The sequence below is a fragment of the Pseudomonas sp. 10(2024) genome, assembly GCF_045164175.1.
Lineage (GTDB): Bacteria > Pseudomonadota > Gammaproteobacteria > Pseudomonadales > Pseudomonadaceae > Aquipseudomonas > Aquipseudomonas alloputida.
On sequence record NZ_CP174006.1, the window covers coordinates 536,140 to 558,335 of the forward strand.

General features: G+C 61.4%; 18 protein-coding genes. 16 read left to right on the forward strand and 2 right to left on the reverse strand.

The window, feature by feature from the left end:
• Positions 1 to 12 precede the first annotated feature (12 nt).
• From rpsK to bfr, 6 genes are all read left to right on the forward strand, one after another.
• Positions 13 to 402 carry a 30S ribosomal protein S11 gene (rpsK, locus tag ACI7M0_RS02370; protein WP_003255454.1) on the forward strand — a complete coding sequence of 130 codons (390 nt, stop codon included), beginning with the start codon at positions 13 to 15 and terminating at the stop codon, positions 400 to 402.
• A gap of 15 nt (positions 403 to 417) precedes the next feature.
• Positions 418 to 1,038, forward strand: coding sequence for a 30S ribosomal protein S4 (gene rpsD / locus ACI7M0_RS02375; RefSeq protein ID WP_003255453.1), 621 nt, complete (start codon positions 418 to 420; stop codon positions 1,036 to 1,038).
• A 22-nt stretch (positions 1,039 to 1,060) separates the two neighbouring features.
• The gene (locus ACI7M0_RS02380) at positions 1,061 to 2,062 is read left to right on the forward strand and encodes a DNA-directed RNA polymerase subunit alpha (RefSeq protein WP_003255452.1); all 1,002 of its coding nucleotides are present in this window, start codon (positions 1,061 to 1,063) and stop codon (positions 2,060 to 2,062) included.
• 42 nt (positions 2,063 to 2,104) lie between these two features.
• Positions 2,105 to 2,491, forward strand: a complete 387-nt coding sequence (gene rplQ, locus ACI7M0_RS02385) for a 50S ribosomal protein L17 (RefSeq protein ID WP_003255451.1) — start codon at positions 2,105 to 2,107, stop codon at positions 2,489 to 2,491.
• 171 nt (positions 2,492 to 2,662) lie between these two features.
• Entirely contained in the window at positions 2,663 to 4,102 is a 1,440-nt protein-coding gene (locus tag ACI7M0_RS02390) for a catalase (RefSeq protein ID WP_129932188.1), read from the forward strand.
• A gap of 163 nt (positions 4,103 to 4,265) precedes the next feature.
• Complete coding sequence (gene bfr / locus ACI7M0_RS02395; RefSeq protein WP_003255449.1) at positions 4,266 to 4,730, forward strand: bacterioferritin; 465 nt, start codon at positions 4,266 to 4,268, stop codon at positions 4,728 to 4,730.
• A gap of 72 nt (positions 4,731 to 4,802) precedes the next feature.
• Here the strand turns inward: bfr and uvrA are convergent, their stop codons facing one another.
• Positions 4,803 to 7,637, reverse strand: coding sequence for an excinuclease ABC subunit UvrA (gene uvrA / locus ACI7M0_RS02400; RefSeq protein WP_010951778.1), 2,835 nt, complete (start codon positions 7,635 to 7,637; stop codon positions 4,803 to 4,805).
• 129 nt (positions 7,638 to 7,766) lie between these two features.
• On the opposite strand from uvrA, the gene ACI7M0_RS02405 reads away from it, so the two are divergent.
• The gene (locus ACI7M0_RS02405) at positions 7,767 to 9,161 is read left to right on the forward strand and encodes an MFS transporter (RefSeq protein ID WP_064492899.1); all 1,395 of its coding nucleotides are present in this window, start codon (positions 7,767 to 7,769) and stop codon (positions 9,159 to 9,161) included.
• Positions 9,162 to 9,170: 9 nt separating this feature from the next.
• Positions 9,171 to 9,716 (forward strand): single-stranded DNA-binding protein, encoded by a 546-nt coding sequence (locus tag ACI7M0_RS02410; protein ID WP_003255446.1) that lies wholly within the window; start codon positions 9,171 to 9,173, stop codon positions 9,714 to 9,716.
• 90 nt (positions 9,717 to 9,806) lie between these two features.
• Here the strand turns inward: ACI7M0_RS02410 and ACI7M0_RS02415 are convergent, their stop codons facing one another.
• Positions 9,807 to 11,189, reverse strand: coding sequence for a PLP-dependent aminotransferase family protein (locus ACI7M0_RS02415; RefSeq protein WP_129932189.1), 1,383 nt, complete (start codon positions 11,187 to 11,189; stop codon positions 9,807 to 9,809).
• 200 nt (positions 11,190 to 11,389) lie between these two features.
• Between ACI7M0_RS02415 and ACI7M0_RS02420 the strand changes: the two genes are divergently transcribed.
• From ACI7M0_RS02420 to selB, 8 genes are all read left to right on the forward strand, one after another.
• The gene (locus ACI7M0_RS02420; RefSeq protein WP_129932190.1) at positions 11,390 to 12,175 is read left to right on the forward strand and encodes a TSUP family transporter; all 786 of its coding nucleotides are present in this window, start codon (positions 11,390 to 11,392) and stop codon (positions 12,173 to 12,175) included.
• 21 nt (positions 12,176 to 12,196) lie between these two features.
• Positions 12,197 to 12,958: an SDR family NAD(P)-dependent oxidoreductase gene (locus ACI7M0_RS02425; RefSeq protein WP_020192248.1), complete on the forward strand. Its 762-nt coding sequence runs from the start codon at positions 12,197 to 12,199 to the stop codon at positions 12,956 to 12,958.
• A 147-nt stretch (positions 12,959 to 13,105) separates the two neighbouring features.
• Positions 13,106 to 16,174, forward strand: coding sequence for a formate dehydrogenase-N subunit alpha (gene fdnG / locus ACI7M0_RS02430; protein WP_165366974.1), 3,069 nt, complete (start codon positions 13,106 to 13,108; stop codon positions 16,172 to 16,174).
• Complete coding sequence (gene fdxH, locus ACI7M0_RS02435) at positions 16,174 to 17,124, forward strand: formate dehydrogenase subunit beta (protein ID WP_129932192.1); 951 nt, start codon at positions 16,174 to 16,176, stop codon at positions 17,122 to 17,124. The genes fdnG and fdxH overlap by 1 nt, the downstream gene beginning before the upstream one ends.
• Positions 17,121 to 17,777 carry a formate dehydrogenase subunit gamma gene (locus tag ACI7M0_RS02440; protein ID WP_011953329.1) on the forward strand — a complete coding sequence of 219 codons (657 nt, stop codon included), beginning with the start codon at positions 17,121 to 17,123 and terminating at the stop codon, positions 17,775 to 17,777. Before fdxH ends, ACI7M0_RS02440 begins: the two co-directional genes overlap by 4 nt.
• A gap of 4 nt (positions 17,778 to 17,781) precedes the next feature.
• On the forward strand, positions 17,782 to 18,708 hold the full coding sequence (gene fdhE, locus ACI7M0_RS02445; RefSeq protein ID WP_129932193.1) for a formate dehydrogenase accessory protein FdhE: 927 nt from the start codon (positions 17,782 to 17,784) through the stop codon (positions 18,706 to 18,708).
• Positions 18,709 to 18,847: 139 nt separating this feature from the next.
• Entirely contained in the window at positions 18,848 to 20,275 is a 1,428-nt protein-coding gene (selA, locus tag ACI7M0_RS02450) for an L-seryl-tRNA(Sec) selenium transferase (protein ID WP_129932194.1), read from the forward strand.
• Positions 20,272 to 22,194, forward strand: coding sequence for a selenocysteine-specific translation elongation factor (gene selB / locus ACI7M0_RS02455; RefSeq protein ID WP_129932195.1), 1,923 nt, complete (start codon positions 20,272 to 20,274; stop codon positions 22,192 to 22,194). Before selA ends, selB begins: the two co-directional genes overlap by 4 nt.
• Positions 22,195 to 22,196: the final 2 nt, after the last annotated feature.

Genomic DNA, 22,196 nt, shown 5'->3' on the forward strand with positions numbered 1-22,196 from the left:
AGGAATATAGACATGGCAAAACCTGCTGCTCGTCCTCGTAAGAAAGTCAAAAAGACAGTGGTTGATGGCATCGCCCACATCCATGCCTCTTTCAACAACACCATCGTGACCATCACCGACCGTCAGGGCAATGCTTTGTCCTGGGCGACCTCCGGTGGTTCGGGTTTCCGTGGTTCGCGCAAATCCACCCCGTTCGCAGCTCAGATCGCTGCTGAGCGTGCTGGTCAAGCTGCGCTGGAATACGGTCTGAAGAACCTCGACGTTAACGTCAAGGGTCCAGGTCCAGGTCGTGAGTCCGCCGTTCGTGCATTGAACAGCTGCGGCTACAAGATCGCCAGCATCACCGACGTGACGCCAATCCCGCACAACGGGTGCCGTCCGCCGAAGAAGCGTCGCGTGTAATCAGGAGACAGAAGAATGGCACGTTACATTGGTCCAAAATGCAAACTGTCTCGTCGTGAAGGCACTGATCTGTTCCTGAAGAGCGGCGTTCGCGCTCTGGAATCGAAGTGCAATATCGAAGCAGCCCCAGGTATCCACGGCCAGCGCCGTGGCCGTCAGTCCGACTACGGCACCCAGCTGCGTGAGAAACAAAAAGTCCGTCGTATCTACGGTGTTCTGGAGCGTCAGTTCCGCGGTTACTACCAAGCTGCTGCCTCGAAAAAAGGCGCAACCGGTGAGAACCTGCTGCAACTGCTCGAGTGCCGTCTGGATAACGTCGTTTACCGTATGGGCTTCGGCTCGACTCGTTCCGAGTCCCGTCAGCTGGTTTCGCACAAAGCGATCAGCGTCAACGGTAAGACTGTAAACATTCCATCCTACCAAGTTCGTCCGGGTGACGTGGTCGCAGTCCGCGAGAAATCGCTGGGCCAGTTGCGCATTGTTCAAGCCCTTGAACTGTGCGCCCAGCGTGGCCGCGTTGAGTGGGTTGACGTGGATGCTGCTAAAAAGTCGGGCGTTTTCAAGAACGTTCCTGCTCGCAGCGACCTGTCTGCCGACATCAACGAAAACCTGATTGTCGAGCTCTACTCCAAGTAAGGGCTAGAAAATAGGTGCATCCATGCAGATTTCGGTAAATGAGTTCCTGACTCCCCGCCACATTGATGTGCAGGTAGTCAGTCCGACCCGCGCCAAAATTACGCTCGAGCCTCTCGAGCGTGGTTTCGGCCATACCCTGGGCAACGCGCTGCGCCGCATCCTGTTGTCCTCCATGCCTGGCTGTGCAGTAGTCGAGGCCGAGATCGATGGCGTACTCCATGAGTACTCCGCGATCGAAGGTGTTCAGGAAGACGTAATTGAAATCCTGTTGAACCTGAAAGGTCTCGCTATCAAACTGCATGGTCGTGACGAAGTTACGCTGACCTTGTCGAAAAAGGGTTCGGGGGTGGTTACCGCTGCCGATATTCAGCTGGATCACGATGTCGAGATCGTCAACCCCGATCACGTAATCGCGAACCTGGCGTCGAACGGCGCTCTGAACATGAAGCTCACTGTAGCTCGTGGTCGTGGTTACGAGCCGGCCGACTCCCGTCAAACCGACGAAGACGAAAGCCGTAGCATTGGCCGTCTGCAGTTGGACGCCTCCTTCAGCCCGGTGCGTCGTATCGCCTATGTGGTCGAGAACGCCCGTGTTGAACAGCGTACCAACCTGGACAAACTGGTCATTGATCTGGAAACCAACGGCACCCTGGATCCTGAAGAGGCTATCCGCCGCGCTGCGACCATTCTGCAACAGCAGTTGGCCGCGTTCGTCGACCTCAAAGGTGACAGCGAGCCTGTCGTAGTCGAGCAGGAAGACGAGATCGATCCGATCCTGCTGCGTCCGGTTGACGACCTGGAACTGACTGTACGTTCGGCCAACTGCCTCAAGGCGGAGAACATCTACTACATCGGCGACCTGATTCAGCGTACCGAAGTAGAGCTGTTGAAGACTCCTAACCTGGGTAAGAAGTCCCTGACTGAAATCAAGGACGTTCTGGCCTCTCGTGGTCTGTCTCTCGGCATGCGCCTCGACAACTGGCCGCCTGCAAGTCTTAAGAAAGACGACAAGGCGACCGCCTGATCGTCGTAATCACCGAACGTAGTGTTTGGTAAGGAATGAATCATGCGTCATCGTAAAAGTGGACGTCACCTGAGCCGTACCAGCTCTCACCGCAAGGCTATGTTCCAGAACATGGCAGTGTCGCTGATCGAGCACGAGCTGATCAAAACCACCCTGCCGAAAGCCAAGGAACTGCGCCGCGTTGCCGAGCCGCTGATCACCCTGGCCAAGGAAGACAGCGTTGCTAACCGTCGTCTGGCCTTCGACCGTACCCGTTCGAAGTCCGCTGTTGGCAAACTGTTCAACGACCTGGGCAAGCGTTACGCCACCCGTCAGGGCGGCTACCTGCGCATCCTGAAGTGCGGTTTCCGCGCTGGCGACAACGCGCCTATGGCGTACGTCGAGCTGGTTGATCGTCCGGTCGGCGGTGCTGTAGAAGCTGCTGAGTAAGACGTTCTGTCTGCTACAGAAAACCGGGCCTAGTGCCCGGTTTTTTGTTTGTACATCTATTGTTTATATCTATTGATGTAAGTCGCGTAATGAATTTGTCCCTGTAATCTTGCTCGTCAATACTCTCTCTACAGCCGATTAGCCGGCCCTTAAGACCGAAAAGGAGAGCCCATGAGCAAGATTCTCACCACCGCTAGCGGTGCACCTGTTGCCGACAACCAGAACTCCCGCTCCGCCGGACCGCGCGGTCCGCTGCTGCTCGACGACTTCCACCTGATCGAGAAGCTCGCCCATTTCAACCGTGAGAACATTCCTGAGCGCCGCGTCCATGCCAAAGGCTCGGGCGCCTACGGTACCTTTACCGTTACTCACGATATCACCGGCTTTACCAGCGCCAAGCTGTTCGAAGAGGTCGGTAAACAAACCGAGACTTTCTTACGCTTCTCCACCGTTGGTGGCGAGCGCGGCTCTGCAGATACCGAGCGTGACCCGCGTGGCTTCGCGGTGAAGTTCTACACCGAAGAAGGCAACTGGGACATCGTCGGTAACAACACGCCAGTGTTCTTCATTCGCGACCCACTGAAGTTCCCGGACTTTATCCACACCCAGAAGCGCCACCCGCAGTCCAACCTGAAGAATGCTCAGATGATGTGGGACTTCTGGTCGCACTCCCCAGAAGCGCTGCATCAGGTCACCATCCTGTTTTCCGATCGTGGCATTCCGGACGGCTACCGTCACATGCATGGCTTTGGCAGCCACACCTACAGCCTGATCAATGCAAAGGGTGAGCGCACTTGGGTCAAGTGGCACTTCAAGACCCAACAAGGCATCAAGAACCTCACCCCGGCAGACGCTGCACGCCTGGCAGGGACCGATCCGGATTACGCTCAGCGCGACCTCTTCGAGGCCATCGAGCGTGGCGACTACCCGCGCTGGACTGTCTGCATTCAGGTGATGAGCGAAGCCGAGGCTGCCAGCCGCGACGAGAACCCATTCGACGTGACCAAGACCTGGTCGCAGAAGGATTATCCACTCATCGAGGTGGGTGTGCTGGAGCTCAACCGTAACCCGCTCAACTATTTTGCGGAGGTCGAGCAGGCCGCGTTCGGGCCGAGCAATATGGTGCCCGGCGTCGGTCTTTCGCCGGATCGCATGCTGCAAGGCCGTGTATTCGCCTACGCCGACGCGCACCGCTATCGCGTGGGGACCAACCACCAGCAATTGCCAGTCAACGCGCCACGCTGCCCGGTGAACAGCTACCAGCGTGACGGCTCGATGGCCACCGGCAGTTACGGTAGTGCACCGAACTACGAGCCAAACAGCTACAGCGATGCCCCGAAACAGTCGCCACGTCATGCTGAGCCAGCATTGGCCATGAATGGTTCGGCTGATCGCTACGATCACCGCGAGGACACCGACTACTTCAGCCATGCCGGCGCTTTGTTCCGTTTGATGAACGATGAGCAGAAGGCCCTGCTGATCAGCAACATCGCCGGCACCATGGCGGGCGTCAGCGAAGATGTCATCCAGCGTCAGCTACAGTACTTCTTCAAGGCGGATCCGGCTTATGGCGAAGGGGTTGCAAAGGCTTTGGGCATCAATCTCGCCTAAGTCGAAGTGATAAGAAGAACCGCCCTCATTTGGGCGGTTTTTCAATGAATATCACTGCTGTTTAACCGATTTTTTGCGTCTGATTGCGCGTTTTTCAGTGACCATAGACAAAAGCTGGTTCACACTATGTGGCATAGACGTTTTCACATGGAGAATCAGGGCGATGCAAGGCCACCCGGACGTAATCAACTATCTCGTCACGCTGCTGAAGGGCGAACTGGCGGCACGCGACCAGTACTTCATTCATTCGCGCATGTACGAAGACTGGGGCCTGTCCAAGCTCTACGAGCGCATCAACCACGAGATGGAGGAAGAGACGCAACACGCCGATGCCCTGATGCGTCGTATCCTCATGCTCGAAGGCACCCCTGACATGCGAGCGGATGACCTGGAGGTCGGCAGCACCGTGCCGGAAATGATCGAGGCGGACCTCAAGCTCGAATACAAGGTGCGCGGTGCGCTTTGCAAAGGCATCGAGCTGTGCGAATTGCACAAGGACTACGTCAGTCGTGACATCCTGCGTGCGCAGCTGGCTGACACCGAAGAAGATCACACCTACTGGCTTGAGAAGCAGCAGGGCCTGATCAAGGCCATCGGGCTGGAAAACTACCTGCAGTCGCAGATGTAAGTTATCCACAGACTCAAGTAAAAGCCCCTGGCACCATCGGTACCAGGGGCTTTTTCATTGCGCCGGCAATACTCAGGCCCTATCCCGCTCCAGCAATGGTTTCAGGTAATGGCCGGTATATGACTGCTTCATCTCGCTCAGCTCTTCTGGCGTACCGCAGGCAATGATCTGCCCACCCTTGGAGCCACCCTCAGGCCCCAGGTCAACCAGCCAGTCGGCGGTCTTGATCACATCCAGGTTATGCTCGATCACCACCACGGTATTGCCGTGGTCGCGCAGGCGATGCAACACGTCCAGCAGTTGCTGGATATCGGCAAAGTGCAGGCCGGTGGTAGGTTCGTCGAGGATGTACAAGGTCTTGCCGGTATCGCGCTTGGACAGTTCGCGCGACAGCTTTACCCGCTGCGCCTCACCGCCGGACAACGTGGTCGCTGATTGCCCCAGTTTGATGTACGACAGGCCCACATCCATCAACGTTTGCAGCTTGCGCGCCAGCGCCGGCACCGCATCGAAGAACTCGCGGGCATCCTCGATGGTCATTTCCAGCACCTCGTGGATGTTCTTGCCCTTGTACTTGATCTCCAGGGTTTCGCGGTTGTAGCGCTTGCTCTTGCACACGTCACACGGCACGTAGATGTCCGGCAGGAAGTGCATTTCCACTTTGATCAGGCCATCGCCCTGGCAGGCCTCGCAACGGCCACCCTTGACGTTGAACGAGAAACGCCCCGGGCCATAACCACGCGAGCGTGACTCCGGGACACCGGAGAACAGCTCGCGGATCGGCGTGAAGATGCCGGTGTAGGTGGCCGGGTTGGAGCGTGGTGTGCGGCCGATCGGGCTCTGGTCGATATCCACCACCTTGTCCAGGTGCTGCAGGCCGTCCATGCTGCTGTGCGGTGCGGCTTCCAGGCTGCTTGCGCCATTGAGGGCGGTGGCGGCCAAGGGGTAAAGGGTATTGTTGATCAGCGTCGATTTACCCGAGCCGGATACACCGGTCACGCAGGTCAGCAGGCCGATCGGTACTTCCAGGTCGACGTTCTGCAGGTTGTTGCCACGTGCGCCCTTGAGCTTGAGCTGCAGCTTCTTGTTGCGCGGCGTGCGCTTGGCCGGCACGACGATCTTCTTGCGCCCGGACAGGTACTTGCCAGTCAGCGAATCGGGATGGTCCATGACCTCCTGGGGCGAGCCCTCGGCGACGATCTGCCCACCGTGAACACCGGCGCCCGGGCCGATATCGACCACGTAGTCGGCCAGCCGAATGGCGTCCTCGTCGTGTTCCACCACGATCACCGTGTTGCCCAGGTCGCGCAAATGGTTGAGGGTGGCCAACAGGCGGTCGTTGTCGCGTTGATGAAGGCCGATGGACGGTTCATCGAGGATGTACATCACCCCCACCAGCCCAGCGCCGATCTGGCTGGCGAGGCGGATACGTTGCGCTTCGCCACCGGACAGGGTGTCGGCGCTACGATCCAGGGTCAGGTAGTCGAGGCCGACATTGACCAGGAACTGAAGTCGTTCGCAGATTTCCTTGAGGATTTTTGCCGCGATTTCGCCACGCCGCCCAGTAAGGGTCAGTTGACCAAAGTAGTTGCTGGCTTCACCGATCGGCAAATTGGTTACCGCCGGCAGGGTTTTCTCGCCCACCCACACATGGCGCGCCTCGCGGCGCAGGCGCGTACCCCGGCAATCCGGGCACGGTTGCGTGCCAAGGAATTTGGCCAGTTCTTCACGCACGGTGGCCGATTCGGTTTCGCGGTAGCGGCGCTCAAGGTTCGGCACAATGCCTTCGAACGGGTGCGATCGCTTGACGATGTCGCCTCGGTCGTTGAGGTACTTGAAATCGACACTCTGCTTGCCGCTGCCCTGCAGGATCACTTTCTGGTGTTCGGCTGACAGCTCGCCGAAAGGCTCCTCCAGGCTGAAGCCGTAGTGCGCAGCCAACGAACCGAGCATCTGGAAGTAGTACACGTTACGCCGGTCCCAGCCGCGGATCGCGCCTTCGGCCAAGGTCAGTTCGGTGTTGACCAGGCGTTTGGTGTCGAAGAACTGCTTGACCCCCAGGCCGTCGCAAGTTGGGCAAGCGCCAGCCGGGTTGTTGAAGGAGAACAGCTTCGGTTCCAGCTCGCTGATCGCGTGGCCGCACACCGGACAGGCGAAGCGCGCGGAGAAGATCGTCTCTTCGCCTTGTTCGTCGTCCATCGGTGCCACCAGGGCAATACCGTCGGCCAGCTTCAACGCGGTCTCGAACGATTCGGCCAGGCGCTGTTGCAGGTCGGCGCGGACTTTGAAGCGGTCCACCACCACATCGATGCTGTGCTTCTTCTGCTTGTCCAGCTTGGGCAACTCATCGAGTTCGTAGAGCTTGCCGTTGACCCTGGCCCGCACGAAGCCCTGGGCGCGAAGCTCGTCAAACACTGCCAGGTGCTCGCCCTTGCGCTCGCGCACCACCGGCGCGAGCAGCATCAGCTTGCTGCCTTCCGGGCGCTCCAGCACCAGGTCGACCATCTGGCTGATCGTTTGCGCCTCCAGCGGGATATCGTGGTCCGGGCAGCGTGGAGTACCGACGCGGGCGTACAGCAGGCGCAGATAGTCGTAGATTTCGGTGATGGTGCCGACCGTGGAGCGCGGGTTGTGCGAGGTCGACTTCTGCTCGATCGAAATCGCCGGCGACAGGCCTTCGATGGTGTCGACGTCGGGCTTTTCCATCATCGACAGGAACTGCCGGGCGTAGGCCGACAGCGATTCCACATAGCGGCGCTGGCCTTCGGCGTACAAGGTATCGAACGCCAGGGACGACTTGCCGGAACCGGACAGGCCGGTGATCACGATCAACTTGTCCCGGGGCAGGGTCAGGTCGATGTTCTTCAGGTTGTGGGTACGTGCCCCACGAATCAGGATCTTGTCCACTGCGGCCTCGCTTGGCGGGCATAAACAAGGAAGTATACGGCGCGCCAGTATGACGCGGCAAAGCGTCGCGTAGATGCCGTCAAGCTGTCGGACTGATAGAATCGCCGCCGGTTCACACGAGGTTAATCCATGCACGACACCCACAACGAGCGCATGAGTGGCGGCGAAACCCGCGCCGCTGGCGGCCTTGCCTTGGTCTTTGCCTTTCGTATGCTGGGCATGTTCATGGTCTTGCCGGTACTGGCCACCTACGGCATGGACCTGGCTGGCGCCACGCCTGCCCTGATCGGCCTGGCCATTGGTGCCTATGGCCTGACCCAGGCGATATTGCAGATCCCGTTCGGGATGATTTCCGACCGCATCGGTCGTCGGCCGGTGATTTATCTGGGGCTGGTGATCTTCGCCCTGGGCAGTGTACTGGCGGCCCAAGCCGACTCTATCTGGGGCGTGATTGCCGGGCGCATCCTGCAGGGCGCGGGGGCAATTTCTGCTGCGGTCATGGCACTGCTGTCGGACCTCACCCGCGAACAACACCGGACCAAGGCCATGGCCATGATCGGCATGAGCATCGGCCTGTCGTTTGCTGTCGCCATGGTCGTCGGTCCATTGCTGACAAGTGCCTTTGGTTTGTCAGGTTTGTTCCTGGTCACGGCTGGGCTTGCCCTGGTCGGCATGCTGTTGATCGCGTTTGTCGTGCCCAGCACCCACAGCATTTTGCAGCACCGCGAGTCGGGTGTGGCGCGCCAGGCCATCGGCCCGACCCTGCGCCATCCGGACCTTCTGCGCCTGGACGTCAGCATTTTCATCCTGCACGCCGTCCTCATGGCCAGCTTCGTTGCGCTGCCGCTGGCGTTCGTCGAGCGTGGCGGCCTGCCCAAGGAGCAGCATTGGTGGGTGTACCTGACCGCGCTGTTCATCTCATTTTTTGCAATGGTCCCGTTCATCATCTACGGCGAAAAAAAGCGCAAGATGAAACGTGTGTTGGCCGGCGCGGTCAGTGTCCTGCTGCTGACGGAGATATACTTCTGGGAGTGGGCTGACGGTTTGCGCGGACTGGTGATTGGCACCGTGGTATTCTTTACCGCATTCAACCTGCTGGAGGCTTCGCTGCCTTCTCTGGTGAGCAAGGTGTCGCCTGCCGGTGGCAAGGGGACGGCAATGGGGGTGTATTCCACCAGCCAGTTCCTCGGTGCAGCGTTAGGCGGGATTCTTGGCGGCTGGCTGTTCCAGCACGGCGGGCTGAACACGGTGTTCCTCGGTAGCGCGGTGCTGTGTGCTATCTGGCTGATCGTCGCCTTGCGCATGAACGAGCCGCCATATGTGACCAGCCTGCGCATGCCCTTGACGCCTGAGGCGGTCCGGGAAGCCGGCCTGACCGAGCGCCTGATGGCCGTGCCGGGTGTGACCGACGCTGTGGTGGTGGAAGAAGAAGCCGCCATCTATATCAAACTGGATACGAAAATTTTGGACCGTGCGACCCTCGAGCGACTGGTGAATCCAGCCTCTTCGGCGTGCGAAGCCTAGGAGAACGTTATGGCCCGTGGGGTTAACAAAGTCATTCTGGTCGGTACCTGTGGCCAGGATCCCGAAGTCCGCTACCTGCCCAACGGTAACGCCGTGACCAACCTGAGCCTGGCCACCAGCGAGCAGTGGACTGACAAGCAGTCGGGCCAGAAGGTCGAGCGTACCGAGTGGCACCGTGTGTCGCTGTTCGGCAAGGTTGCCGAAATCGCTGGCGAATACCTGCGCAAGGGTTCGCAGTGCTACATCGAAGGCAAGCTGCAGACCCGCGAGTGGGAAAAAGACGGCATCAAGCGCTACACCACCGAGATCATCGTCGATATCAACGGCACCATGCAGCTGCTCGGCGGTCGTCCGCAAGGCCAGCAGCAGGGCGGCGACCCGTACAACCAGGGTGGCGGCAATTATGGTGGTGGCCAGCAGCAACAGTACAACCAGGCACCGCCACGCCAGCAGGCCCAGCGCCCGCAACAGGCCCCTCAGCGCCCAGCGCCGCAACAGCCTGCGCCGCAGCCGGCGGCTGACTTCGACAGCTTCGATGACGATATTCCGTTCTGATCAGAGCGGTAGTGCGTTCAGCAAGACCAGAAACCCAGGGCAGTTGTCCTGGGTTTTTTTATGGGCAGCACTGCGTATCTGGCATCGCTTTCAGTAGAACAGCCGGGGCTCCGGCGAATCCAGCAGGCTTGCCAGCTTGGTCAGGGCAAAGCCCAGTTCTTGGCGGCTGGGTGCCATCAGGGCGATGCGCACACCGCTGGTGGCGTGGCTGCGTTCAGGCAGGAACTGGCTGCCGCTGACCACCGTTACGCCGTTGTCACGAGCCAGGTTAGCAAACTCGTCGCTGGTCCACGGTTCTGGCAGCTCCAGCCAGATATGGAAGCTGTGGGGCTGACTGCGGATCTTGTATTGGCCAAGAATCTCCCGGGCCATGTGCTGGCGCGCGGCCGCCTCCTGCTGCTGCATACGCACCAACTGGTCGGCCTTGCCGCTGTTGATCAGGTTACTGGCCAATTGCGCCATCAGAGGCGATGGCATCCACACGCTGCTGCGTACCATCGATGATAACCGCGACAGGGTTTGCGGCGGGGCGTACAGGTAGCCGATGCGCAGCGCCGGCAGCACGCTTTTGGACAGGCTGGTGAGGTATATCGAGCGTTCAGGCGCATACGCTGCAAGCGGCTTGTAGTCCGGGCTGGGCTCGAGAAAACCGTAGATATCGTCATCCACGATGAACAGGTCGAACTCACGGGCGATCTCGGCGATAGCCTGGCGCCTTGCTGGGGGCATGATCGAGTTGGTCGGGTTCTGGTGCGTGGTGACGCACACCAGCAGGGAAGGGCGGTGTTCCAGGCAGGCCGCGCGCAATGCCTCCGGGATGAGCCCGTGTTCGTCCATGGCGACGCCGCGCAGGCGCCGGCCCAGGCTGTGGGCCAGGGATATGATGCCCGGGTAGCAGAGCGACTCGCACAGCACCACATCGTCACTCTTCGACAGGCTGCTGATGGCCACCAGCAGCCCATGTTGGGCGCCAGCGGTCAGTACTACCTGCTGCCAGCGAGCATCAGGCAGCCAGCGCTGTATCCAGGTCGCACCGGCTTGTTTGTGGGAGGTGTGACCACCCTCTGTCACATAGTCGAGTACCTGCCCCAAGTCCGATGAGGCGGCCAGTTCGCTGATAGCCGTGCCTAGCCACTCGCTCATGTGAGCGTCGTTGGGCTTGATGATCGAGAGGTCGATCTGGCTACTCTCGCCGGCAACGGGTGTGGGCACCGACGGGGCGGGTAATGGCTGCCGCAGCTGCCTGACAAATGTACCTCGGCCTACCTCGCCAGCCACCAAACCACGCTTGGCTGCTTCGTCGTAGGCCCTGCCAACAGTGCCGGGGGTTACATTCAGCGCCTCGGCGAGGTCCTTGAGCGTGGGTAAGCGATCGCCTTCTACAAGCCGACCACTTTCGATGTCCTGTTCAAGGGCATCAGCGATCATCAGGTAAACCGGCTGTGTTTGATGGCTGTATTGGGGGACCCACATGGAGATGGCACCAGGCTTTGCAAGAGCGCGAAAGCCTAGCATGAAAGCTCGGATGCAGGTAATGATGGTAATTGGTTAAATTGAGTTGAATTTATTTTAGATTGAATCGATTCAATTTTTGAAATTACAATCATCGCACCGATCAGGCCAGCCGCTCTCAGGCTGCGTCTGGCATAACGCTCCACTGGATGGACTTTGCTATGGAAATGTTGGGTTCTTACTGGGCGGAGCACTGGTTGCTGGCAGTCCTCATACTTGGCGCGATCGCCTTCGTTGCGGGCTTCGTCGACAGCATTGCCGGTGGTGGTGGTTTGTTTCTGGTGCCGGGTTTTCTGCTGGTTGGCCTGCCGCCCCAAGTGGCACTGGGCCAGGAAAAACTGGTCAGTACCCTTGGCACGCTGGCGGCTATCCGCAACTTCCTGGCCAACAGCAAGATGGTCTGGCAGGTAGCGTTGGTCGGGGTGCCGTTTTCGCTATTAGGCGCCTACCTGGGGGCTCACCTGATTGTATCGATCTCGCAGGAAACGGTGGGCAAGATCATCCTGGCACTGATCCCCCTCGGCATTCTCATTTTCCTTACCCCCAAGGATCGTCCGGTCGAGGAGCGCAAACTGTCTTCGCGAATGCTGTACACCGTAGTGCCGTTGACTTGCCTGGCCATTGGCTTCTATGACGGCTTCTTCGGCCCCGGTACCGGCAGCATGTTCATCATCGCTTTTCATTACCTGCTGCGCATGGACCTGGTCTCCAGTTCGGCCAACTCCAAAACCTTCAACTTCGCTTCCAACATCGGTGCTTTGGTGGCGTTCGTCAGCGCAGGCAAGGTCGTCTACCTGCTGGCATTGCCACTTGTGGCCTGCAACATCCTCGGTAACCACCTGGGCAGTTCCCTGGCCTTGCGTAAAGGCAACGATGTGGTGCGCAAGGCGTTGGTGTTCTCGATGCTCTGCCTGTTCACCAGCCTGGGCGTGAAGTACCTGACCTGACCCATTGATAGGAGACAACGAATGAAAACCGCATTTGTAACCGGTGCTTCCTCAGGCTTTGGCCGCGCCATCTGCTGCACCCTGATCGGCAAAGGCTACCGTGTGATCGGTGGAGCCAGGCGCATGGACAAACTGAAAGCACTGGAGGCCGAACTGGGCGTAAATTTCATTCCGCTGGCGCTGGATGTCACTGATTCAGTGTCGCTCGAGAAGGCGGTCGAGCAGATGCGTGAGGCGTCGCTGCAGATCGATCTGCTGGTCAACAACGCGGGACTGGCGCTGGGCGTGGACCGTGCCCAAACCAGCAGTGCCGCAAACTGGCAGCAGATGATCGACACCAACATCACCGGCCTGGCCATGGTCACCCACAAGATCCTGCCGCAGATGGTGGAAGCCGATAGCGGCATGATCATCAACATCGGCTCGATCGCCGGCACTTACCCCTACCCGGGCGGTAACGTGTATGGCGCCAGCAAGGCGTTCGTCCGCCAGTTCAGCCTCAACCTGCGTGCCGACCTGGCTGGCACCCGGGTGCGGGTGAGCAACATCGAGCCGGGGCTGTGCTCAGGCACGGACTTCTCGGTGGTGCGCCTCAATGGCGACATGGACGCCGTGCAGGCCTTGTATCGGGATGTAGAGGCCCTTCTGCCGGAGGACATCGCAGCGACGGTAGCCTGGGTTGCCGAGCAGCCGGCGCACGTGAATATCAATACCATCGAGATCATGCCTGTGGCGCAGAGCAGTGCGGCGCTGAATGTGGTGCGCAACCTGCCACGTGCCTGATCGGGGCCGCACTACTGACCCAGGTCATCGCACCTTCTGGATTCTTGACTAGTCTTATCCTTTGGCGGCCATCAATTGGCCGCCACCGTGACTACCAAGAGGCGCCGGCAATGTTCCGCGCGTCCACCACCTGATCAGGAGTGCACGATGGACCTGAACCGTCGGCAGTTCTTCAAGGTCGCCGCCGTCGGCCTTGGAGGCTCGAGCCTTGCGGCGTTGGGCATGGCCCCGACGCCGGCATTCGCCGAGCAGGTGCGTCACTTCAAGCTGGCGCATACCAAAGAAACCCGTAACACCTGCCCCTACTGTTCGGTCGGCTGCGGCCTGATCCTGTACAGCCAGGGTGATGCGGGTAAGAACGTCAAACAGAACATCATCCATATCGAAGGGGACGCCGACCACCCGGTCAACCGTGGCACACTTTGCCCGAAGGGCGCTGGCTTGCTGGACTTTATCCACAGCCCGAGCCGCCTGCAGTACCCCGAGGTTCGCAAGCCGGGCAGCAAAGAGTGGGTGCGGGTCAGCTGGGACGAGGCGCTGGACCGCGTCGCCGACCTGATGAAGCAGGACCGCGATGCCAACTTCATCGAGAAGAACGCCCAAGGCCAAACGGTCAACCGCTGGCTCACCACCGGTTTTCTTGCCGCCTCCGCCGCTTCCAGCGAGGCTGGCTACCTGACCCACAAGGTCATCCGCGCAACAGGCATGCTGGGGTTCGATAACCAGGCACGTGTCTGACATGGCCCGACGGTGGCAAGTCTTGCCCCGACGTACGGCCGTGGCGCCATGACCAACCACTGGTCCGATATCGCCAACGCGAATCTGGTCCTGGTGATGGGTGGCAACGCAGCAGAAGCGCATCCGTGCGGCTTCAAGTGGGTGACCGAGGCCAAAGCGCACAACAAGGCGCGACTGATTGTGGTCGACCCACGGTTTACCCGTACCGCTTCGGTGGCGGATTACTACGCACCGATCCGTACCGGCACCGATATCGCCTTCATGGGCGGGCTGATCAACTACCTGCTCAGCAACGACAAGATCCAGCACGAGTACGTGCGCAACTACACTGACGTGTCGTTCATCGTCAAAGAGAACTATGGCTTCGAGGATGGGCTGTTCAGCGGCTACGACGAGGCCAAGCGTGTGTATGTCGACAAGTCCGGCTGGGGTTACGAGCTGGGGGAGGACGGCTACGCCAAGGTCGACCCGACACTGCAACACCCTCGCTGCGTGTTCCAGCTGATGAAGCAGCATTACAGCCGCTATACCCCGGAACTGGCGAGCATGACCTGTGGCATGCCACAGGACGCCATGATGAAGGTCTGGGAAGAGATCGCCTCCTGCTCGGTTCCGGGCAAGACCATGACGATCCTTTATGCGCTAGGTTGGACGCAGCATTCGATCGGTGCGCAGATTATCCGCAGTGCGGCCATGGTCCAGTTGCTGCTCGGCAACGTCGGCATGCCCGGAGGCGGGGTCAACGCCCTGCGCGGGCACTCCAACATCCAGGGCCTGACCGACCTCGGCCTGCTGTCCAACTCGCTGCCGGGCTACCTGACCCTGGCCGGTGACGCCGAGCAGGACTACGCCGCCTACATCGACAAGCGCGCTTCCAAGCCGCTGCGGCCTGGGCAGTTGTCGTACTGGCAGAACTACGGCAAGTTCCACGTCAGCCTGATGAAGGCCTGGTATGGCGCCAACGCCACGGCGGAAAACAACTGGGGTTATGACTGGCTGCCCAAACTCGATGTACCGGCCTACGACGTGCTGCGCATGTTCGAGATGATGGGCCAGGGCAAAGTCAATGGTTATATGTGCCAGGGCTTCAACCCGATCGCCGCGCTGCCGGACAAAAACCGCGTCACTGCGGCACTGGGCAAGCTCAAGTGGCTGGTGATCATGGACCCATTGGCCACCGAGACCTCGGAATTCTGGCGCAACGCCGGGCCGTTCAACGATGTCGACACGGCCTCTATCCAGACCGAAGTGATCCGCTTGCCCACTACCTGCTTCGCCGAGGAAGACGGCTCGCTGGTCAACAGCAGCCGCTGGCTGCAATGGCACTGGAAGGGCGCAGACGGCCCGGGCGAGACACGTACCGACGTGCAGATCATGAGCGAGCTGTTCCTGCGCCTGCGCCAACGTTACCAGGCCGAAGGGGGGACCTATCCTGACGCGATAATGAATATCAGCTGGCCGTACAAGATCCCTGAAGAGCCCTCCCCGGAGGAGCTGGCCAAGGAGATGAACGGCTGGGCGGTGGCCGATGTCACCGACCCGACTGGCGCGGTGATCAAGGCGGGCCAGCAACTGGCGGGCTTCGGCCAGCTCAAGGACGATGGCAGCACCGCGTCTGGCTGCTGGATCTTTGCCGGTAGCTGGACCGAACAAGGCAACCAGATGGCTCGCCGCGACAACAGCGACCCGTATGGCATGCACCAGGTGCAGAACTGGGCCTGGGCCTGGCCGGCCAACCGCCGCATCCTTTACAACCGTGCCTCCAGCGACCCGCAAGGCAAGCCGTGGGACCCGGAGAAAAAGCGCCTGGTATGGTGGAACGGCAAGGCCTGGACCGGCACCGACGTGCCGGACTTCAAGGTCGACTCGCCGCCCGAGGCGGGGATGAACCCCTTCATCATGAACCCCGAAGGCGTGGCGCGTTTCTTCGCCATCGACAAGATGGCCGAAGGCCCGTTCCCCGAGCACTATGAGCCCTTCGAAACACCGATCGGCATCAACCCGCTGCACCCGCAGAACAAGAAGGCCACCAGCAACCCGGCCGGGCGCATCTTCGATTCTGTGTGGGACACCCTTGGCACGCACGACGAGTTCCCTTATGCGGCGACCACCTACCGGCTGACCGAGCACTTCCACTTCTGGAGCAAGCATTGCCGGCTCAACGCCATTGCCCAGCCCGAGCAGTTCGTCGAGATAGGCGAGGTGCTGGCCAACGAGAAAGGCATCAAGGCCGGCGACCGGGTACGGGTGTCGAGCAAGCGTGGGCATATCGATGCGGTGGCGGTGGTGACCAAGCGGATTCGCCCGCTGCAGGTCAACAATCAGACCGTGCACCAGATCGGCATTCCGTTGCACTGGGGCTTCACCGGCGCTACCCGGCATGGCTACCTGACCAATACCTTGGTGCCGTTCCTCGGTGACGGCAACACGCAGACGCCAGAGTCCAAGTCGTTCCTCGTGAAAGTGGAGAAACTCTGATGGCCAGCCAAGACATCATCGCCCGCTCGGCCACCACTACCGTGCCGCCCTCGGTGCGTCAGCAGGAGGAGGTCGCCAAGCTGATCGACACTACCAAGTGCATCGGCTGCAAGGCCTGCCAGGTGGCGTGCTCGGAGTGGAATGAACTGCGTGACGAGGTTGGCCACAACCACGGCACCTACGACAACCCCCAGGACCTCACTGCCGAGACCTGGACACTGATGCGCTTTACCGAGCACGAGCGCGACGACGGCAACCTGGAGTGGCTGATCCGCAAGGACGGCTGCATGCACTGTGCCGACCCAGGTTGCCTGAAGGCCTGCCCGAGCCCGGGTGCGATCATCAAGCACGCCAACGGTATCGTCGATTTCAACCAGGACCACTGCATCGGCTGCGGCTACTGCATCACCGGCTGCCCGTTCAACATCCCGCGCATCTCGCAGAAAGACCACAAGGCGTACAAGTGCACCCTGTGTTCCGATCGCGTGAGCGTGGGGCTGGAGCCGGCGTGTGTGAAAACCTGCCCGACCGGGGCAATCGTGTTCGGCAGCAAGGACGAAATGAAAGTGCATGCGGCCGAGCGCATCGTCGATCTGAAGTCGCGGGGCTACGACAAGGCCGGGCTGTACGACCCGGACGGCGTCGGTGGTACCCACGTGATGTACGTGCTGCACCATGCCGACACGCCGAAGCTGTATGCCGGCCTGCCGGACCAGCCAGTGATCAGCCCGTTGGTGGGGTTGTGGAAGGGCTTCACCAAGCCGCTGGCGCTGTTGGCCATGGGCGCGGCGGTGCTGGCGGGGTTCTTCCACTATGTGCGGATCGGCCCACAGCGTGTCGAGGAGGAGGAACACCCGACACCGCCGGACGAAAGCGTGCATCAAGTGGACCCGTCGGTCCATGTCTATGATCCGAAGCAGCCCGGTGGGCAAGGGGAGCAGCGGCCATGAACGACAACAAACCCATCCTGCGCTACAACGCCAACGAGCGTAGCAACCACTGGGTGGTGGCGATCCTGTTCATCCTGGCTGGGCTGTCGGGGCTTGCGCTGTTCCATCCGGCGCTATTCTGGCTCAGCAACCTGTTCGGCGGCGGGCCGTGGACGCGCATTCTGCATCCCTTCATCGGGGTAGCGATGTTCGTGTTTTTCCTCGGCCTGGTATTGCGCTTCTGGCGGGCCAACTTCATCACCGCCAATGACCGCCTGTGGCTGCGCCGGGTGGACCGGGTAATGCGCAACGAGGAGGAGGGCGTACCGCCGATCGGCAAGTACAATGCCGGGCAGAAGCTGCTGTTCTGGACCCTGCTGGTGTGCATGCTGGTATTGCTGGTCAGTGGCGTGGTGATCTGGCGCGCATACTTCAGCCATTGGTTTGGCATCGATGCCATTCGCTTGTCTGCGCTGCTGCATGCGCTGGCGGCCTTCGTGCTGATTCTCAGCATCATCGTGCACATCTACGCCGGCATCTGGATCAAGGGCTCGATCGGCGCCATGCTGCATGGCTGGGTCAGCCGCGCCTGGGCACGCAAGCATCATGAGTTGTGGTACCGCGAAGTGACCGGCGACAAGACGCCGGGTGATCACGGACGAAAAGAAGGATAAGCGCTTGAGCACCCTACTCGAACCCGGGCAGATCGAAGCGTCGGCAGTCACGCCGCCATTTCTGCACCTGCCCGCCGCCAACCTGTTTGAACTGCGCGCCGCCCGCCTGGAGCAACTGGCTGTAGGCAACGCGCTTGGCGACTACCTGAGGTTGATTGCGCGTTTATGCCGCATCCAGCAGCAGCTTGTGGATAACCCGCCCAGCGGCTTGCCCGTGGCCGAGGAGCGTCAGCGCCTGTGCATGGATCATGGTTTGCCGCCGCTGGCGGCTGACAGCCTGGTGCGTGAAGGGCCGTGGCTGGTCTGGTTGCAGGCACTGCTAGAGCACCTCAGCGGCGAACGCAGTGGCCCGCTGGGTGAGGCGCTGCAGGTGCTACGAGGCAGTGATGACAATCAGCGCAAGGGCTGGGGCATTGCTTTGCTGGCAGGCCAGTACGATGGTGTGCCTGCAGCACTGGTGCCGTTCCTCGGGGCCGCGTTGCAGGCGGCGTGGTCCAGCTGGTTGCTGGCGCTGCCCGCACACCAGCTCGAGCCTGCCGGCAGCCTGGCCCAATGCCCGGCTTGTGGTTCGCCGGCGATGGCCGGGGTGGTGCGCAACCGTGGAAAGCACAACGGCTTGCGTTACCTGGCCTGTTCGTTGTGTGCCTGTGAGTGGCATGTGGTGCGGGTCAAGTGCGTGTACTGCGAGTCGAGCAAGGACTTGCGTTACACCAGCCTTGAGGATGATCGCCATGCGCCAGGCAAAGCGCCGCTGCGCGCTGAATGCTGCCCCGAGTGCGACAGCTACCTGAAGCAGAACTACCTGGAGAACGATGCGGCGGCCGAGCCGCTGGCCGATGACCTGGCCAGCCTGGCCCTGGACATACGCCTGGACGGGGAGGGGTTCCATCGCCTGGCGCCCAACCTGATGCTCGCCCCGGGTAGTGGCTGAGGGTCTACACTGAAACACCGACTTGCCTTCGTACCTACAGGTAATTGCGCCAACCTTCCGGATCACGCTGTACTTGTAGGAGCGGGTTCACCCGCGAATGGGCCAGCACAGACAACGGATCAGTCCAAGGTAGTACCGCATGTCCAACAGCCTAGCCAGCGACACCCCACGCCTGCCGTCCATCGACACTCTCCTTCGCCACCCGGCTTGCCTCCCACTGATCGATCGCCACGGCCGCGACGCCGTGCTGAATACCCTGCGCCAGCTGCTCGACGACCTGCGCGAACCCGCCCGTAATGGCGAACTCGGCAGCGCCGAACTGGCCCCGGAAATCCTCCTTGGCCGCAGCGGCGAACGCCTCGCCCTCCAGCAACGCAGCCAGGTTCGCCGCGTGTTCAATCTCACCGGCACCGTGCTGCACACCAACCTGGGCCGCGCCTTGCTGCCGGATGAAGCCATCGAGGCCATGCAGACCGCCGCTCGTTACCCGCTCAACCTGGAATTCGACCTGGCCACCGGCAAACGTGGCGACCGTGATGACCTGATCGAAGGCCTGATCCGCGAGCTGACCGGTGCCGAAGCCGTCACCGTGGTCAACAACAATGCCGCCGCCGTGCTGCTAGCGCTCAACAGCCTGGGCGCGCGCAAGGAAGGCATCATCTCTCGCGGCGAGCTGATCGAGATCGGTGGTGCGTTCCGTATTCCCGACATCATGGCCCGCGCTGGCGTGAAGCTGCACGAGGTTGGCACTACCAACCGTACTCACGCCCGCGACTACGAGGCCGCCATCGGCCCGCGCACTGGCCTGCTGATGCGGGTGCATTGCAGCAATTACAGCATCCAGGGCTTCACCACCCAGGTGCCTACTGCCGAGCTGGCACGTATCGCCCACCAACATCAACTGCCACTGCTTGAAGACCTGGGCAGCGGCAGCCTGCTCGACCTTACCCGCTGGGGCCTGCCCGCCGAACCCACGGTACGCCAGGCTCTGGCCGATGGTGCCGATATCGTCACCTTCAGTGGCGACAAGCTGCTGGGTGGTCCGCAAGCCGGGATCATCGTCGGCCGCAAGGACGTGATCACCAGGATCAAGAAAAATCCGCTCAAGCGTGCCTTGCGCGTCGACAAGATCACCCTTGCTGCACTCGAAGCGGTGCTGGCGCTGTACCGCAATCCCGATCGCCTGGCCGAGCGCCTGCCCAGCCTGCGCCTGCTGACCCGCAGCCAGGCCGAGATTCAGGCCCAGGCTGAGCGCCTGGCGCCTGAGCTCCAAGCGCGCCTCGGCGAGCAATGGGCCATCCGTGTAGAGCCTGCGTTGGGCATGATCGGCAGTGGTAGCCAGCCGGTTGCGCGCTTGCCCAGTGCCGCGCTGTGCCTGCGCCCGCAAGTGTCCAAGAAGTTGCGCGGGCGCAGCCTGCATGTGCTGGAGCGCGCCCTGCGCGACCTGCCGGTGCCGGTGCTGGGCCGCATTGACGACGATGCCCTGTGGCTGGACCTGCGCCAGCTGGATGACGAAGCCCAGTGGCTGGCCCAGTTGCCAGCCCTGCAGCTGGGGCCGGTGCAGTGATCGTTGGTACCGCTGGCCACATCGACCACGGCAAGACCGCACTGCTGCTGGCGCTGACCGGCCAGGCTGGCGACCAGCGGCAAGAAGAGCGCGCCCGCGGTATGACCATCGACCTTGGTTACCGCTATGCGGCGCTGAGCGAAGGCGCGCCGCTGACCGGCTTCATCGATGTGCCGGGCCACGAGCGCTTTATTCACAACATGCTGGCCGGCGCCCATGGCATCGACCTGGTGCTGTTGGTAGTGGCGGCCGACGACGGGGTCATGCCGCAGACCCGTGAGCACCTGGCGATCATCGAGCTGCTGGGCATTCCCCAGGCCTTGGTGGCGATCAGCAAATGCGACCGGGTAGAGCCGTCGCGTCTGGCCGAGGTGCAGATGCAAGTCAGTGAACTGCTGGCGCCTGGGCCGTATGCCGGTGCGCGGCAGTTTCCGCTGTCGAGCATCAGCGGGGAGGGCGTGGAAGCGTTGCGCCAGGCACTGCTGGAGGCCGAAGCAGGTACACGGCAACGCAGTGTGCACGGTGGTTTTCGCCTGGCCGTCGACCGTGCCTTTGCGGTTACCGGCGCCGGTGTGGTGGTCACCGGCACGGCACTGGCCGGACGGGTCAGTGCGGGTGATACGTTGTTGCTGGGCAAGGCCGGCAAGGTGGTGCGCGTGCGTGGTCTGCATGCGCAGAACCAGGCCGCGTTGGTGGCAGAAGCAGGCCAACGGGTGGCGCTGAACATCGCTGCCGAGCGCCTGGCCGTGGAGCAGGTGCACCGGGGCGACTGGCTGGTGCCCGAATGGTTGCATGCGCCCAGTGTTCGGGTGGATATCGAGCTGTACCTGTTACCGGACGAGAAGCGTACTTTCGAACATTTCAGCGCCGTGCATGTGCACCTCGGCACCCAGGATGTAACGGCCCGGGTCTCCTTGCTCGAAGGCGAAAGCCTGGCTGCCGGCCAACGCATGTTTGCCCAGTTGCTGCTCAACGCGCCGTTGCAGGCCGTGCACGGCGACCGCCTGGTGCTGCGCGATCAGCGCGCCCAGCGCACGCTGGGCGGCGGCAAGGTGCTCGACCCGTTCGCACCAAGCCGCCAACGCCGTAGCGATGCCCGTCTGCAGCAGTTGCAGGTGCTGCGCGACGCAGCGGATCTGGAGCAGGCACTGCCAGCACTGCTCCCCAGTGCACCGGGCGGCATTAGCCCGCAGCGGCTCGAGCGGCAGTTCAACCGCCTGCGGGAAACCTGGCAGTTACCGGACGATGTGCGGGTGGTGGCCACCCGGCAGGGCCAACTGCTGTTCGCCAACGCTCAATGGCAGGCGCTCAAGCAGCAGGTCCTGGAGCAGCTGGCGCGCTTTCACGAGCAAGAGCCCGACCAGCTTGGCCCTGACCGTGATCGCTTGCGGCGCTTTGTAGCCTTGCCTCTGGAACGGCCGGCATTCGTCAGTTTGCTGGATGAACTGCTCGACGACAGCGCCATCGCCAGCAGCGGGCCATGGCTGCATCTGCCCGATCACAAGGTACAGTTGAGCGAAGCCGACAGTGCATTGTGGGCACGTCTGCAGCCGAAGTTGATCGCAGGGCAATTTGACCCACCCTGGGTCAGGACGCTGGCGAGTGATGAGAACCGTGCCGAAGCCGATGTGCGCCTGTTACTGCGCAAGTTGGCCCGGCTGGGCCTGGTGCATCAGGTGGTGCGCGACCTGTTCTACCCCGAGGCGACGCTACAGCGCATGGCAGCGTTGATGCTGGGGCAGGCCAGCGAAACGACGATAGTGCAGGTTGCCGCGTTTCGCGATATGTTGGGCATCGGTCGCAAGCGCAGTGTGCAGATTCTGGAATACTTCGACCGCATCGGCCTGACCCGGAGGGTGGCCGACCAGCGTCACATCCGCGCCGACAGCGCCCTGGCTCAACAACACGCCAGGCACTGAGT

Coding starts and splice junctions, on each gene's coding strand:
- rpsK (WP_003255454.1), top strand. CDS start 13: ATGGCAAAACCTGCTGCTCGTCCTCGTAAGAAAGTCAAAAAGACAGTG.
- rpsD (WP_003255453.1), top strand. CDS start 418: ATGGCACGTTACATTGGTCCAAAATGCAAACTGTCTCGTCGTGAAGGC.
- ACI7M0_RS02380 (WP_003255452.1), top strand. CDS start 1,061: ATGCAGATTTCGGTAAATGAGTTCCTGACTCCCCGCCACATTGATGTG.
- rplQ (WP_003255451.1), top strand. CDS start 2,105: ATGCGTCATCGTAAAAGTGGACGTCACCTGAGCCGTACCAGCTCTCAC.
- ACI7M0_RS02390 (WP_129932188.1), top strand. CDS start 2,663: ATGAGCAAGATTCTCACCACCGCTAGCGGTGCACCTGTTGCCGACAAC.
- bfr (WP_003255449.1), top strand. CDS start 4,266: ATGCAAGGCCACCCGGACGTAATCAACTATCTCGTCACGCTGCTGAAG.
- ACI7M0_RS02405 (WP_064492899.1), top strand. CDS start 7,767: ATGCACGACACCCACAACGAGCGCATGAGTGGCGGCGAAACCCGCGCC.
- ACI7M0_RS02410 (WP_003255446.1), top strand. CDS start 9,171: ATGGCCCGTGGGGTTAACAAAGTCATTCTGGTCGGTACCTGTGGCCAG.
- ACI7M0_RS02415 (WP_129932189.1), bottom strand. CDS start 11,189: ATGTGGGTCCCCCAATACAGCCATCAAACACAGCCGGTTTACCTGATG.
- ACI7M0_RS02420 (WP_129932190.1), top strand. CDS start 11,390: ATGGAAATGTTGGGTTCTTACTGGGCGGAGCACTGGTTGCTGGCAGTC.
- ACI7M0_RS02425 (WP_020192248.1), top strand. CDS start 12,197: ATGAAAACCGCATTTGTAACCGGTGCTTCCTCAGGCTTTGGCCGCGCC.
- fdxH (WP_129932192.1), top strand. CDS start 16,174: ATGGCCAGCCAAGACATCATCGCCCGCTCGGCCACCACTACCGTGCCG.
- ACI7M0_RS02440 (WP_011953329.1), top strand. CDS start 17,121: ATGAACGACAACAAACCCATCCTGCGCTACAACGCCAACGAGCGTAGC.
- selA (WP_129932194.1), top strand. CDS start 18,848: ATGTCCAACAGCCTAGCCAGCGACACCCCACGCCTGCCGTCCATCGAC.